Annotated in this window: 12 protein-coding genes; 8 read left to right on the forward strand and 4 right to left on the reverse strand. The window is 66.0% G+C overall.

Annotated elements, in window-relative coordinates:
* Positions 1-9: 9 nt before the first annotated feature.
* The 3 genes from FJZ36_03130 to FJZ36_03140 all read right to left on the reverse strand — a co-directional run bounded on the left by FJZ36_03130 (position 10) and on the right by FJZ36_03140 (position 4,146).
* Positions 10-456 carry an Rrf2 family transcriptional regulator gene (locus FJZ36_03130; GenBank protein MBM3213891.1) on the reverse strand — a complete coding sequence of 149 codons (447 nt, stop codon included), beginning with the start codon at positions 454-456 and terminating at the stop codon, positions 10-12.
* Positions 457-787: 331 nt separating this feature from the next.
* Positions 788-1,675 (reverse strand): dihydrodipicolinate synthase family protein, encoded by an 888-nt coding sequence (locus FJZ36_03135; protein MBM3213892.1) that lies wholly within the window; start codon positions 1,673-1,675, stop codon positions 788-790.
* A 2-nt stretch (positions 1,676-1,677) separates the two neighbouring features.
* Entirely contained in the window at positions 1,678-4,146 is a 2,469-nt protein-coding gene (locus tag FJZ36_03140) for a hypothetical protein (GenBank protein MBM3213893.1), read from the reverse strand.
* A 62-nt stretch (positions 4,147-4,208) separates the two neighbouring features.
* Here FJZ36_03140 and ruvX point away from each other — a divergent pair, with 62 nt between their 5' ends.
* The 3 genes from ruvX (at position 4,209) to FJZ36_03155 (ending at position 6,751) form a co-directional block, all read left to right on the forward strand.
* Complete coding sequence (gene ruvX / locus FJZ36_03145) at positions 4,209-4,679, forward strand: Holliday junction resolvase RuvX (GenBank protein MBM3213894.1); 471 nt, start codon at positions 4,209-4,211, stop codon at positions 4,677-4,679.
* 142 nt (positions 4,680-4,821) lie between these two features.
* Positions 4,822-5,403 carry a hypothetical protein gene (locus tag FJZ36_03150; GenBank protein ID MBM3213895.1) on the forward strand — a complete coding sequence of 194 codons (582 nt, stop codon included), beginning with the start codon at positions 4,822-4,824 and terminating at the stop codon, positions 5,401-5,403.
* Positions 5,404-5,536: 133 nt separating this feature from the next.
* The gene (locus tag FJZ36_03155) at positions 5,537-6,751 is read left to right on the forward strand and encodes a 1-acyl-sn-glycerol-3-phosphate acyltransferase (GenBank protein MBM3213896.1); all 1,215 of its coding nucleotides are present in this window, start codon (positions 5,537-5,539) and stop codon (positions 6,749-6,751) included.
* Positions 6,752-6,799: 48 nt separating this feature from the next.
* Here the strand turns inward: FJZ36_03155 and FJZ36_03160 are convergent, their stop codons facing one another.
* The gene (locus tag FJZ36_03160) at positions 6,800-7,588 is read right to left on the reverse strand and encodes a phytanoyl-CoA dioxygenase family protein (GenBank protein ID MBM3213897.1); all 789 of its coding nucleotides are present in this window, start codon (positions 7,586-7,588) and stop codon (positions 6,800-6,802) included.
* A 254-nt stretch (positions 7,589-7,842) separates the two neighbouring features.
* On the opposite strand from FJZ36_03160, the gene FJZ36_03165 reads away from it, so the two are divergent.
* Genes FJZ36_03165 through gatB form a run of 5 tightly spaced genes read left to right on the forward strand, consistent with a single transcriptional unit; the run spans position 7,843 to position 13,878 of the window.
* Positions 7,843-10,092, forward strand: a complete 2,250-nt coding sequence (locus FJZ36_03165; protein MBM3213898.1) for an ATP-dependent DNA helicase PcrA — start codon at positions 7,843-7,845, stop codon at positions 10,090-10,092.
* A gap of 17 nt (positions 10,093-10,109) precedes the next feature.
* Positions 10,110-10,400 (forward strand): Asp-tRNA(Asn)/Glu-tRNA(Gln) amidotransferase subunit GatC, encoded by a 291-nt coding sequence (gatC, locus tag FJZ36_03170; GenBank protein ID MBM3213899.1) that lies wholly within the window; start codon positions 10,110-10,112, stop codon positions 10,398-10,400.
* Positions 10,401-10,417: 17 nt separating this feature from the next.
* On the forward strand, positions 10,418-11,902 hold the full coding sequence (gene gatA, locus FJZ36_03175) for an Asp-tRNA(Asn)/Glu-tRNA(Gln) amidotransferase subunit GatA (protein ID MBM3213900.1): 1,485 nt from the start codon (positions 10,418-10,420) through the stop codon (positions 11,900-11,902).
* On the forward strand, positions 11,899-12,396 hold the full coding sequence (locus FJZ36_03180) for a hypothetical protein (protein ID MBM3213901.1): 498 nt from the start codon (positions 11,899-11,901) through the stop codon (positions 12,394-12,396). Before gatA ends, FJZ36_03180 begins: the two co-directional genes overlap by 4 nt.
* Before the next feature lie 39 nt (positions 12,397-12,435).
* Positions 12,436-13,878 carry an Asp-tRNA(Asn)/Glu-tRNA(Gln) amidotransferase subunit GatB gene (gatB, locus tag FJZ36_03185; protein ID MBM3213902.1) on the forward strand — a complete coding sequence of 481 codons (1,443 nt, stop codon included), beginning with the start codon at positions 12,436-12,438 and terminating at the stop codon, positions 13,876-13,878.
* Positions 13,879-13,994 lie beyond the last annotated feature (116 nt).

Genomic DNA, 13,994 nt, shown 5'->3' on the forward strand with positions numbered 1-13,994 from the left:
CTCCCGGAACTAGATCGAGAAGGTGAAGTTGTGCGCCACGACGGGTTCCTGAGTCGTCTGCGCCGACCGATCCGCCACGTCTTGGAGCGTGATGCCGTTGAGCCGTTCGAGCACAGCGTCTTCGAGCTCCTGCCACACGCTCTCCGCCGCTCGCTCGGTGTCCGCGCAGCCGGCTTCGCGCGAGTCGGCGCGCAGGTCGATGGGTCCCTCGATCGCGGTGTAGATGTCCCCGATGCGGATGCGGTCGGCGTTCTCGGCGAGGGTGTAGCCGCCGTCGGGTCCTCGCCGACTGGTCGTGAGCCCGGCGCGCTTGAGCCGCAGGAGGAGCTGTTCCAAGAAGGTGTGCGGGATGTTCTGACGCTCCGCCAGAGCGGCGACGGACAGGGTTTCGCCCGGCTGCGAGGCGAGCTCGCACATCGCCAGGAGCGCGTACCGAGCCTTCGATGAGATCCGCATCGCAGCGTCCGACGACCTAGAACCAACGGATTGCCGACCGATACGGTCAAGATTCTGGCTATATTCTAGCAATAAGTGAGCGTTCTTGTCAAGTACTTCGGTAGGAGTTGCCCAATCACGATCTTATTGGTCGGGTTTGCGTTAGCGCTCTAGCCCCATCCTCCCTGAAGCGGAAAGGAGGCGGAGCTGAGCGGTCTGCCGACACGGAGTGCAGCCTTGCCCCTCGTCCTGACCTTCTCCCACACGGGCCCTGAGCGCGCGACAGTTTGCAGGAGAAAGTCGGGATGCGGGCCCGAGAGGGCTGGCAACGCACACCCATCGCCATGGGTCGCTAAGCCGGCGCGATCCCGCGTTCCACGATGCCCTCGACGGCTCGGCGCAGTCCCCTGCGGAACTCTGGCGAGAGCTCCCCTCGCAGCACGCGCGTCGTCGCGGAGATCGGCACGCCTCGGGCAGCCAGAATCTCCTTGGACACGAGCGGATGCCCCAGCCGCGTCAGGAAATCGAACTGGCAGAGCCGCGCGTGCGCCGAAGCGTCCGTTCCGCCGGAAGCCGTGACCGCCGCGGCGTCTTCGGGATCGACGTTCGCCGCAAGGCTCATGGTTCCTGCGCACCCGTCCGCCATCGCCTCCGGCAGGAACGGCGTGTTCGCCTGAAAGATGCCCAGTGGCGTGCCACGCGCGGCTTCCGCCTGAGCCGCCGTCTTGGCGGGGTCGCAGGATGTCTCCTTGAACGCGAGGAATCTGCCCGTCTGCGCGAGCTCGCGCGTCAGCGACGCCGGCAGAAGCCGACGCACCGGCGACGGGCACTCGTAGACTCCCAACGGGCAGTCGAGCGTATCGGCAAACGCGAGGAAGTGCGTACGGAGCTCCTCGTCCGTCGTCTCGTGATCTGGAACCCGGATCACGACCGCGTCGACGCCGGTGTCCCCCATCTGGCGGCAGAAGGCGATCTGCTCCGCCAGCGTCTCCCCGAAGTTGCCCGTTGCCGTGACGGGAACGCGCCCCGCCGACGCTTCGACGGCTCCCCGCGCCAAGCTCAAGCGCTCGTTGTTCTCGAGCACGAACATCTCGCTCGACGAGCAGTTCGCGTAGAACCCCCCGACCCCTCGCGCGATGTACCACTCCAGCATCGTTCGGTAGGCTCCCAGGTCGATGGAGCCGTCAGCCGCGAACGGCGTCAACAGAACGGGCCACGCGCCTGCAAAGCGTTCCGCCATTGCTAGTTCCTCCCCGCTGCGGGCCCCACCGTCGCCGTCGTCTCAGAGCCCTTCCGAACCTTGGATCGCATCGTGCCGGACGACCCATCGGGAGTCTCCCAGCGCACGTCATACGTCCCGCCCGGCAGCACGAACGGAACCTTGCCCAGCGCGTCCGTCGTCTTGACGATCCCGGCGACGGTCACCCGCACGCCCTCCGCGTCGGCGTCCACCCAGAGATGCGCCGGCGTCTCGCCCTTGTCGTCGTCGGATCGGACGACGTCGAACGGCAGGTCGTTCATCATCACGAGGGAACCGTCGGCACTGCGCAGATTCACCACCAGCAGGTGGAATCCGCGCGCGTTCTTCGGCGGTTCCCAGCGGACGCTGCCGATGGCTGTGACCGACCCAGTCGGCGTGGGAACCGGGAGCTCTCCTCGCTCCACGACGCCCTGCTCCGACAAGATGAACCAGTCGAGCCCGCCCAGCCGGGCTCCATCCGGTTCTGCCCCGAAGAGCTCCAGCGACACGTCGAACGTCTGACCTGCCCGGACGCGCGTCGCCGGCTCGTGGATCAGGACGCGAGGTCCCGGCGCGTAGAGCCGCTTCACCGTGTCGTAGAGGTACTTCGGCTTCCAGTCGCGTGTGAAGAGCCCATAGGTGCCGATCTCGCGACCGCCTTTGAGGTCGCGGAGCGTCCACACGGTCGTTCCGACGACGAAGCTCCGACGCGACATCAGCGACTGCAGATCGACCCGAAGCAGCTTGTCGTGGTATTCGAGCGAGTGGCGCTCGTCGGCTCCGTACGGCGCGAACCGATCCGTGTAGGACATGCCGGCGAGCTCGACGCACAGGATCGGCTTGTCGGGTATCGCCTCGCGGACCATGTCCACTTCCCGGCGGAGGTCGTACACATCTGCGGAGTGGAACCAGCCGTAGTGCAGCGGCTTGCCGATGACGTCGAGGAACTCCCACGTGCCGACACCCGTGGACGCCGCCGAAGCGTACGAGACGAGGCGGCTGGAGTCCCGTTCGCGGACCCACGCCGTCGTCCGGCGCACGTAGTCGATGATCCGGTCGTCTTCGCGCTGCCCGCGCGAGAGCCACGCCTGGCTGAACTCGTTGCCGACGCTCCAGACGATGATCGACGGATGGTTCCCCAACTGGTTCAGCATCTCCCGAAGCTGCGGATAGACCCAGTGGTCGTTGAACCCCGGATCGCCCAGATCGGACGCCGGGTTCTGCCAAACGGGTATCTCCGACCAGACGAGCAGCCCCATCTCATCGCACAGGTCGAGCGAATCCGGGTGGAACGGGTAGTGTCCCAGCCGGACGAAGTTACAGCCGAGCTGCTTGCACATGAGCAGATCGGCGCGCTGGGCTTCCCGCGTTCCCGCGCTGCCCATCCCCGGATAGTCCTGGTGGAACGCCATGCCCTGGAGCCACACCGGGGAGCCGTTCAGGTGAACCTCGGAGCCGACCGCGCGCACTTCGCGGAACCCGAACCGCTCCCAGGCGACGTTCCAGTCGTCGTCCTCGCCTTGCCACGACACCTTGGCGATGTAGAGATTCGGCGACTCCGGCGACCAGGGCAACGCATCGGGTATGGGGAGCTCCAGTTCGACCTCCAGCGACGCCGACCGCCGCAGCGAGAGGATCGAATCGTCCAGCTCGAACGTGTAGGAGTGCTCCAGGCTGGCGTCCGCGACAGCGATGCGGACGGCTCGCGGCACGCCGCGCCCGAATCCGATGGTCATCGTCGCCGTTGTGGGGTTGAGCGATGCGCGGATGGAGAGCCGTTCCACAGTAGGTAGCTCGCGCTTGACCAGGTAGACCTCGCGCGTGATGCCGCCCGTGTTCCACCAGTCGATCGAATGATGGGGCGCTTGGCTGGGCTTCGGTGTGTTGTCGACGCGGACGATGATCGTATTGGTCCCATGCGCGACCGCCGCCGACACGTCGAACGAGAACGCCGTGTAGCCGCCTCGATGTGATCCGAGCTCGACGCCGTTGAGCCACACGGTTGCGACGAGGTAGACCGCCATGAAGCGGAGTTCGAGTGTACTGTCATACCATGCGTCGGGCAGATCGAACGTTCGGCGGAACCAGCCAGCGCCGTTGTAGTTCGGCTGAACACCGACTTCCTGCCCTTCGTTCCATACTCCCGGAACGCGAAACGGGACGCCGGCATGGTCGCCGGTCCACGACTCGGGCTCCTGCCAACGCGCGTCGAGTCCTTCGTCCTTCGGGTCGGGACGGAACGACCAGACACCGCTCAGGTCGAGCAGCAGTTGGCTTGGGCGCTCGCCGGTATCGAGCGGGAGGTTGTCGTCCCACGTCCGAACGCCGGAGCGAATCGGCAGCGCGGCAGGCGCCGATGCGACGATGGCGAGCAGCAGTGCGATCGCGGGAATGGCGCGGCGGAACAAGGACGTCTCCGACGGCTCGCGGTTGCGTCCCCGGCGACAACGCGGCGGAGACCCTTGTAACATGTGCCGGGAACCGTAGGCAACCGGATTCGGAAGCGCGACTCCGCGTTTGGCTGGGAGACTCCATGCCCATTCTTCTTGGACTCGACGTCGGCGACAAGCGGATCGGCGTCGCCAAGTCGGATGCGCTCGGCATGCTGGCGACGCCGCTGACGACCATCGAGCGAAGCAGCGACCGCGCCGCCTGTCGCGAGATCGTCCGCATCGCCGCTGAGCACGATGCCGTTCGGATCGTCGTCGGTCTGCCGAAGATGCTCGACAACAGCATCGGGATTCAGGCGGAGAAGGTGCTCGTCTTTGTGCAGCAGCTCAAGGCTGCCACCGAGGTTCCCGTCGTGCTTTGGGACGAGCGGCTGACGACGACCGAAGCGTCGCGCGTGTTGCGGAAGCCCTCCAGAACGGGCAGGCGTCAAGCCCCCAGCAAGAAGGAACGAGAGCGCGTCAAGGCGCGCCTGGACGAAGTCTCGGCGGCGATCATCCTCGAGTCCTATCTCGCCAGCCCGGTCCCATCGCTCCCGCCCGAGGACGGAGAGTAACCGCAGGGGCAGAACCGAACCCCTTCTCCTTGCAGGGAGCCTTCAGGGAGAAGGTCAGGACGCGGACTCACCGGTTGCCGAACCACAGCGCGCGTGGCATCATCGGCGCGTCGGTCTCACTCCGTCCCCGAAGGCACATCCATTGCCCGCACTGCGCACGCTGGCGATCCTTGCGCCGGTCTTCCTCGTGACGACGGTGGATCACTCAGCGATTCCCAACGTCTTCGTGCTCGCCATGGTCGCCGCCAGCGGCAAGGGCATCGATCCCTACGTGCTATTCGCCACGGCGACGGCATCCGTCCTGATGTGGGAACACGCCGTCTACTGGATGGGCAGGTCGATGAACGGGCGCGATGCGGGCGGCATGCGGCTCGCCCAGTGGTTCGCACGCGGCGCCGAAGCCGCGACGTCCGTGATGGGCAGGCGTCCGAAGACGTGGATGCTCTTTGGAAGGTTCCTCGGCGGACTTGGACTCTACGTCCCGTTCGCCTTCGGGCACATGGGTAGGGGATACGCGCGATTTGTCCTCTTGAGCACGGTCGGGACGCTCTTCCATCTCGCCGTGTTCGGCGTGCCGGCGTACATCCTCGGCGACCGATTCCGCACTTTCGTCGAGCGGGTGCCGCTGGGATGGATCACGCTTGGGATCATGGCGGTCGTCGCGGCTTCTCTCGGTTGGCAGGCGATCCGACGGCGGCGAGCTGAACCCTCCTCGGCAGACTGACCTCTACCGAAGTCCTCACGGATATCGCTTGAGCCCGGCGTGAACCGGCGCGCTGTCGGCGGGCTCGTGGCGATGCCGCGTTCGCCATGATAGGCTCTCGGTTGCCGTCGTCCCACTGGGGAGCCGTAGCCCGATGCTCAGCTTCATTCCGCCGAAACACAGCACGGCCGGGTACCGCCTCCTGAGCGCGTTCAACGGCGCGATCCTGCGAGGCTCGAGGAAGGGCCTGCGCCTGAACGTCGATGCGGACGACCTCGAACGCCTTCGAGCGGCGCTCCCGCACAGCGTCGTGCTCCTCCCGAACCACTGCAACCACGACGACCCGTACCTCATGTTCGCCCTATCGTCGCGCCTGCGACGGCCCTTCTTCTTCCTCGCGGCGCGAGAGTCGTTCACCGAACTGGGCGGCGGGCGATGGCGCGGGTGGGTCATGCAGCAGGCGGGCTCCTACTCGGTCGTGCGGGGAACCGCCGACCGCGCATCGTTCCGCGCGACCCGAGCGCTGATCGCCGACGGTTCCCGACCGCTGGTCATCTTTCCCGAAGGGGAGCTCTCGCATCGTCCCGGCGCGGTGACGCCCTTCGAGACCGGTGTCACGACGCTCTCGTTCTGGGGGCTCGAAGACCGGATCACCACCGGGAAGGGCTCCGACGTGCTTCTCGTACCGACCGGCATCCGGTACGAGATCGACTCAGCCCACGAGGAACAGCTCCGCGACGGGCTTGCCGGGCTCGAACGCGACCTGCTGGGCAGCGTCTCGCGCGAGGAACCCCTGGAACGGTTCCGCGCCATCGGTCGCCACCTGCTCGATGTGCTGGAAACGACGTATTACGGAGAGGCCGAGTCCGAGGCTCCCTTGACCGAACGAGTCGCGCGGCTTCGTTCGGGCATTCTCGAACAGATGGAGCACTTCTTCGGCATGGAACCCCGGTCGAGCGCAACGATCCTCGACCGAGCGCGCGCCCTGCGCAACCGGTTGGACGATGAGGTCTACGCAGAGCTGGGCACGCCTAGCCGCTACGCCCACGACTTGCGGGAACGTCGGTCGCGGACGTTCGCGACCTTCACTGACGCGATCAAGCGCGTCTGCGCATTCCACGCCTTCGATGCGCTCGCCGTCGAGCGTTCCATGCGGACGGAGACGTTCTTCGAGACCCTCTGGCTCATCGAGGAAGAGGTCTACGGGTCGCCGAAGAGCCTCGTGCCGAGGACAGGTCGCGTCCGGGTCGGCGAGCCCATCCGCCTCGATGCCTATCGGGACGCCTACGCGGCAGACAAGCGCGCCGCCATCCGCGACGTGACGATGGCGTTGGAGAACGCCGTCGAACGGCTCATCGCCGAACCGTAGGCGTCGATGCAGCCGCGCGGCTGGACGTCGGTCGAACCGACCGAGAGGCTACCGCACTCCCCACGAGTAGCGGCTCTCTCCCAGCAGGAACCGCCGCATCTCCGGCGTCTGCTTCTCGACCCACTCCGGACTGGGGTCATACTGGGGCCATGCCTGCGTCCACGGTGGCGTGTAGCCGTTGATGAGGACGTAACGCGTTCGATCCGACCGGATCTGCGCCGTCGAGTGGATGGTCGATTCCGCCATGAAGAGAACCGAGCCCGCCGGGCCCTCCGCCTGCGCAACGTGCGAGTCGTCCCACCACTCCCGCACGTCTCCGACGGCATGCGGCAGACGATGGCTCCCGCGTATCATGACGGTTCCGCCGTCGTCGGGTCCAACGTCCGAGAGCAGCATGAGCGTCTTGACCCACAGATAGTGGTGCTTGCCGTCGCGGGCGAACGAGCTCACTTCTGGCGAGATGCCGCGATGGAATCCCGTCGGGCGGAACCGTCGCTTGGCGAGCTCTTCGGCGCTGGCGTTCGGGTTGCGGCGGTTCACGATGGCTTCGGTCTCCTCGAGCCGCACTTCGCCGCCGACGAGGTCTTCGAGCATCGGCAGCACCTTCTCGTGCGCGGCGATGTCGAGGAGCACGGGGTCGTACTCGATCATGGGTCCGAAGTGCGTGTGGTGGTCGTTCTTGGCGCGAACCCAGGCGCGATGCTCGTTGAGTTGCTCGTCGACGAGCATCCGGTCGAGGACGGCTCGCGCGGCTGCCGTTTCGTCCGCATCGAACAGGCTGGGAACGACGACGAACCCGTTGACGTCGAAGTGGAACCGCTGCGCGGGCGTCAGCATCTGGCAAGCCTCCGTTGTGTCACCGTGGGTTCGGGCGGCATCTTACCGGCTCGGGGCGGTCGTATCAATGCGCGCCCTCATCCCAACCTTCTCCCTGCGGGGAGAAGGGGTTCCGTCTGCTTCCTCTCCGTGAGGGCCCGGACTCGCCGTTGCATGCGCGAGCCGACTGAGCGCGGCTTCACGCGCCGCCTCGGCGTGTGCTACCATCGAGGCGTGGTTATGCCCGTCCGCGCGTTCCTCTGCCCAGAAGCTCTATGGACATCCTAGCGAACCTGAACGAGCCGCAGCGGGAGGCGGTGCTCCATACGGAGGGCCCGCTGTTGCTGCTCGCTGGCGCTGGGAGCGGCAAGACGCGCGTCCTGACTCACCGGATCGCCTATCTGATCCACGAGAAGGGCGTCCCTCCCACGCGAATCCTGGCGGTCACCTTCACGAACAAAGCCGCCGGAGAGCTCAAGCATCGCCTCGAAACGCTCGTGGGTCCCCAGAGCCGAAGCATCTGGGCGCGGACGTTCCACTCGACCTGCGTGCAGATTCTGCGCCGCGACATCGCGCGGCTCGACGGCTACACGCCGACGTTCACGATCTTCGATGACGTCGATCAGGTCGCGCTGATGAAGCACGTCCTGCGGTCCCACCAGGTCGATGAGAACCGGTTCCGCCCGCGCGACGTCCTGGGAACCATCAGCCGAGCCAAGAACCAAATGCTCGGACCCCAAGAGGTTGCCAACTCAGCGAACTACTTCGAGCAACGCTGCGCCGAGTTCTACGAGACCTACCAGAAGCAACTCCGCGTCACCAACGCGCTCGACTTCGACGACCTCATCCTGCTCGCCATCCGCTTGTTCCAGGAGCATCCGGGCGTTCTGTCGGAATACCAGCACCGGTTCCTCTATATCCACGTGGATGAGTACCAGGACACCAACCATAGCCAGTACCTACTGACGCGCATGTTGGCGGAGCAGCACGAGAACATCTGCGTCGTCGGAGACGACGACCAGAGCATCTATTCGTGGCGCGGCGCGGACATCCAGAACATCCTGGACTTCGAGCGCGACTACCGGAAGACGACCGTTATCTCGCTGGGGCAGAACTATCGGAGCACCGGGAACATCCTCTCGGCGGCGCAGAACGTCGTCCGGTTCAACCGGCGGCGGCGCGGCAAGGAGCTCTACACACAGAACCCCGAAGGAGCCCTCCTCCGTTACTTCGACGCCGAGGATGAGCGGCAGGAGGCCGAGTACGTCTGCCGCACCCTCCGCGCGATGAAGAGCGACGGCAAGCCCTACGGCGACTGCGCCATCTTCTACCGCATCAACGCCATGTCGCGGAACTTCGAAGACGCCCTGCGGCGGGAGAACATCCCGTATCAGATCGTCGGCGGCGTGAAGTTCTACGAGCGGATGGAGGTGAAGGACATCATCTCCTACCTGCGCGTACTGGTGAACCCGCGCGACAACATCAGCCTCCAGCGCATCATCAACACGCCGACACGCGGCATCGGCAAGACGACCCTCGACCGGGTCCAGGAGTTCGCCGAGGCGAACGATCTGACGCTCATGGAAGCCGTCGAACGCGCCGAGGAGATCGAGACGCTCAACGCCGGAGCGCGGCGCAGTCTCGCCGGGTTCCTGACGGTTCTCCGGTCGATCCAGCTCGACGGCTCCGTGCCGCAGATCATCGAAAGCGCCATCGACGTGAGCGGCTACCTGAAGAGCCTCCAAGAGCAGAACACCATCGAAGCCGAAGGGCGCATCGAGAACCTCTCCGAGTTCGTCTCGGCGGCGGCGGACTACGCCGAACACGAGGAGAACCCGTCGCTGGAGGGGTTCTTGGAGACGATCACGCTGGCGACGGACGTGGACGGCATGGAGGAAGCCCCCGACCGCGTCACGCTGATGACGCTCCACGGCGCGAAGGGGCTCGAATTCCCCTGCGTCTTTCTGTCGGGACTCGAAGAGGGCTTGTTCCCGCATCAACGCGCGATGAACAGCGAAGCGGAGCTCGAGGAGGAGCGCCGCCTCTGCTACGTCGGCATGACCCGCGCGATGCAGGAGCTCCACCTGTCGCGCGCCCGCGTCCGGCGCGTGCAGGGGTTCCAGCAGGAGACGCTTCGGTCGCGGTTCCTGGACGAAGTGCCAGCCGATCTGCTCGAAGAGGTGGAACCGTGGACGCCGACCGGCTTCGCGCCGCGCGGTTTCGGACGCAGACCCAGCCCGGAGGAGGCGCGACGACTGCTCTCCGCCGCGATGACGGGAACACCTGCGCCGAAGGCTCCACCCGCACCGACGAAGTCCGTCTCGCGCTTCGATCCGGAGCCCCAGACGGCTTCCTCGCAGTATGATTTCCTTCGGAAGCACCGGCGCGTCGCCCACGCGAAGTTCGGGAGCGGGAAGGTGCTTCGCGTCGAGGGCCAGGGAGCCGATCTGCGCGTCGAGGTCGAGTTCGACGACGGAACCGTGAAGTCGCTCCTCGCCGAGTTCGCCAAGCTGCGCCCGCTCTGACTGAGAAGGAGGCTGGATTGTCCCGCATCACGACGCAGGACGTCGAGTACGTCGCCCAACTGGCGCGACTCGAGCTGTCCGACGAAGAGACGAGCCAGCTCACGGAACAGCTCAGCCGCATCCTCGCCTACATCGAAAAACTGAACGAGCTCGACACGAACGACGTGCCGCCGACGTCGCACGTGCTGCCCATCCGCAATGTCGTCCGGCGCGACGAAGCGGCGGCGTCCATGTCCCGTGAGGCGGCGCTTGCCATCGCGCCCGAAGAGTCCGAGGGTCACTACGAAGTGCCCCGCGTCATCGAGTGATTGCGAGAACCGAGCGTATGCCATCCGATGCCCTTTGCGACCGCACGGCGCATGAGATCGGCGACCTGATCCGCTCGCGGCAGGCGTCCGCTGTCGAAGTGACCGAGTCCGTCCTGAGCCGCATCCGCAGCGCGAACGGCGATATCAACGCCTATCTGACCCTCATGGAGGACTCCGCGCTGGCGACGGCGAGAGACGTCGATGCGCGGATCGGCAGAGGCGAGAGCCTACCGCCGCTGGCGGGCGTTCCCGTCGGACTAAAGGACATCCTCTGCGTCGAGGGCGTCCGAACGACCTGCGCCTCGAAGATCCTGGAGTCCTTCATCGCCCCGTACGACGCCACCGTCGTCGCCAAGCTGAAGGCGCAGCGCGCCGTGCTGGTCGGCAAGCTGAACATGGACGAGTTCGCGATGGGCTCATCCAACGAGAACTCGGCGTTCGGCGTGGTGCGGAACCCGTGGGATCGCACGCGCGCTCCGGGCGGCTCCAGCGGGGGTTCCGCCGCCGCCGTCGCATCGGGCATGGCGGCGTTGACGCTCGGATCGGATACGGGCGGGTCGATTCGCCAGCCGGCGTCGCTCTGCGGCATCGTCGGGATGAAGCCCACCTACGGGCGCGTCTCCCGGTTCGGGCTGATCGCCTTCGCCTCGTCGCTCGACCAGATCGGGCCCTTCGCGCGCAATGTCACCGACACGGCGCTCATGCTCGGAGCCATCAGCGGGCACGACCCCTACGATTCCACGTCTGCCGATCTGCCGGTTCCCGACTACACGCAATCGCTCATCCCCGACGTGAAGGGCTTGCGGATCGGTATCCCGCGCGAGTACTTCATCGACGGGATGGACCCGGAGGTCGAGGCTTCCGTCCGCGCGGCGGTTCGCCAGTTCGAGGCGTTGGGAGCCGAGGTCGAGGAGTGCTCCCTGCCGCACACGGAGTATGCCGTCGCCGTCTACTACATCGTCGCCACGGCGGAGGCGAGCTCGAACCTCGCGCGGTACGACGGCGTGCGCTACGGGTTCCGCGCCGATGACGCGCGCGGACTGATCGACATGTACCGCAAGACGCGGAGCCAGGGCTTCGGTCCCGAAGTGAAGCGGCGTATCATGCTGGGAACCTACGCTCTCAGCTCCGGCTACTACGACGCCTACTACCTCAAGGCGCAGAAGGTCCGCACGCTCGTCAAACGCGACTTCGACGAGGCGTTCGAGCGGTTCGATCTCATCGTCACGCCGACGTCGCCGACGGCGGCGTTCGGGCTGGGCGAAAAGACCGACGACCCGCTCCAGATGTACCTGTCCGACATCTTCACGATCTCGGCGAACCTGGCAGGCATCCCCGGTATCTCGATCCCCTGTGGGTCCACGTCCGGGAGCCTGCCGATCGGCGTGCAGGTTCTCGCGAAGCCGTTCGATGAGCCGTCGTTGCTGCGCGCGGCGTTTGCGTTCGAGCAATCGACCGACTACCATACGCGCCGACCGAGGCTTGGGGAAGGTTCCGCATGAACGAATCGTCGATGCGGCAGTGGTTCGGCGCGTTGGCGGCGCTCGCTCCCGCCGTCGGCGGAGCGCTGCTCCTGGCGCGTCTGCTGGCGACCAATCGGGGCGTGTTCCCCGGAGGCGTCTTCCTCATGGGCATCCTGTGCGGCGCGGTCGTCCTCTACGTCACGAAGTCGAGGGGATGGGGCAGCATCGTGCCGGCTGGGATCGCCGCCATCCTCGGGATCGCGCTGACGTTCATCCTCAACGCCAAGTGGAACACCGCAGGACATCTGGCTGACCAACTGGCGGAGCAGCACTCGATCGACCGCTCCATCGCGCTCCAGCAGGCGCAAACGATGCTCGGCGGCGAATCGCTGTGGAGCCTGATGCGGAGCAACTGGCATTCCGTCTGGGCGCTGGCGGGTCTTTTCGCCGTGCTGGGAACCTTCCTGACGATCAAGAGCCGTCTCTTCGGACGGCTGCTGCGCGTCCCGAACGTCCCCGAAGGCGGAAGCTGACTGACGTCCTAGAAGCCTCGGCGAGGCAAACGGGTGGGTATGGACTACGAAGTCGTCATCGGCATCGAGATACACGCGGAGCTGCGGACGCAGAGCAAGCTGTTCACCTACTCCGCGAACCAGTTCGGCGGCGAACCGAACACCCGCGTCGATCCCATCACGTTGGGGCTTCCGGGCGTTCTTCCGGTTCTCAACGAGACCGCGTTCGAATACGCCGTCATGGCGGGGCTCGCCCTCGGCTGCTCCATCGCCCCGTACAGCAAGTTCGACCGCAAGCACTACTTCTACCCCGACCTGCCCAAGGGCTACCAGATTTCGCAGTACGATCTGCCCCTCTGCCTCGACGGCGGCATCGCGTTCGACGTCGACGACGAGGAGCGGTTCTGCCGCATCCGGCGCGTCCACCTCGAAGAGGACGCCGGCAAGCTCGTCCACGCGGAGGGATTGGCAGACGCGAGCTGGGTGGACTTCAACCGCGCGGGCGTGCCGCTCATCGAGATCGTCGGCGAGCCCGACCTGCGCTCGCCAGCCGAAGCCATCGCCTACTGGCGCGCCGTCAAGGAGATCCTCGAATACCTCGGCGTCAGCGACTGCAACATGGACGAGGGCTCTTACCGCTGCGACGCGAATATCTCGCTGCGTCCCGTCGGGGAATCCGAGCTGGGCACCCGCGCCGAGCTCAAGAACATGAACTCCTTCCGATTCGTCCAGGCGGCGCTGGAACACGAGATCGTCCGGCAGCGCGAGATCCTCCAAGCTGGCGGCAAGGTCGTCCAGGAGACGCGCCTCTTCGACGTGGACTCTGGCACGACGCGCGCCATGCGCGGCAAAGAAGAAGCTCACGACTACCGCTACTTCCCCGAGCCCGACCTGGTTCCCATGGAAGTCGATTCGGCGTGGGTCGAGGACGTGCGCAGCCGACTGCCTGAGCTTCCACGCGCTCGTCGAAACCGGTTCGTGGCTGAGTACGGCATCCCCGACTACGACGCCGGCGTTCTCACGGCGGAACGCCCCCTCGCGGGCTACTACGAGCAGGTCGCGCGCGAGAGCGGCGATCCGAAGGCAGCGAGCAACTGGATCATGGGCGACTTCACTGCCCTGCTGCGCGACGCCGGGCAGACCGTCGAGGAGACGTCCGTCCGACCCGAAGCGCTGGCGTCGATGATCCGCCTCATCGCCGACGGGACGATCAGCGGCAAGATCGCCAAGACGGTTCTCGAGCAGATGGTCTCGACCGGAAAGGCTCCGGAGCGGATCATCGAGGAACAGGGTCTCGTGCAAGTGTCGGACACGACCTCGCTCGACGCGTGGGTCACGCAAGCCATCGAGGAGAACCCGGGTCCCGTCTCCGACTTCAGGGGCGGCAAGGATAAGGCGCTGGGGTTCCTCGTCGGACAGGTGATGAAGCTGTCGCGCGGGAAGGCGAACCCGCAGCGGATCAACGAGCGCCTGCGAGCCCTTCTCAGCGGCGGCGGAGCGTGATGGGCCCCGTGGGCAAGAGCTCACCGATGGCATCTGAGCAGACGACCGATCTCGCGATGACGGGAACCGCTATCGACGGCGAGCGAACCGACTTGATGGGCATGTCGCGCGAAGAG

Source organism: Candidatus Poribacteria bacterium, assembly GCA_016866785.1.
GTDB lineage: Bacteria > Poribacteria > WGA-4E.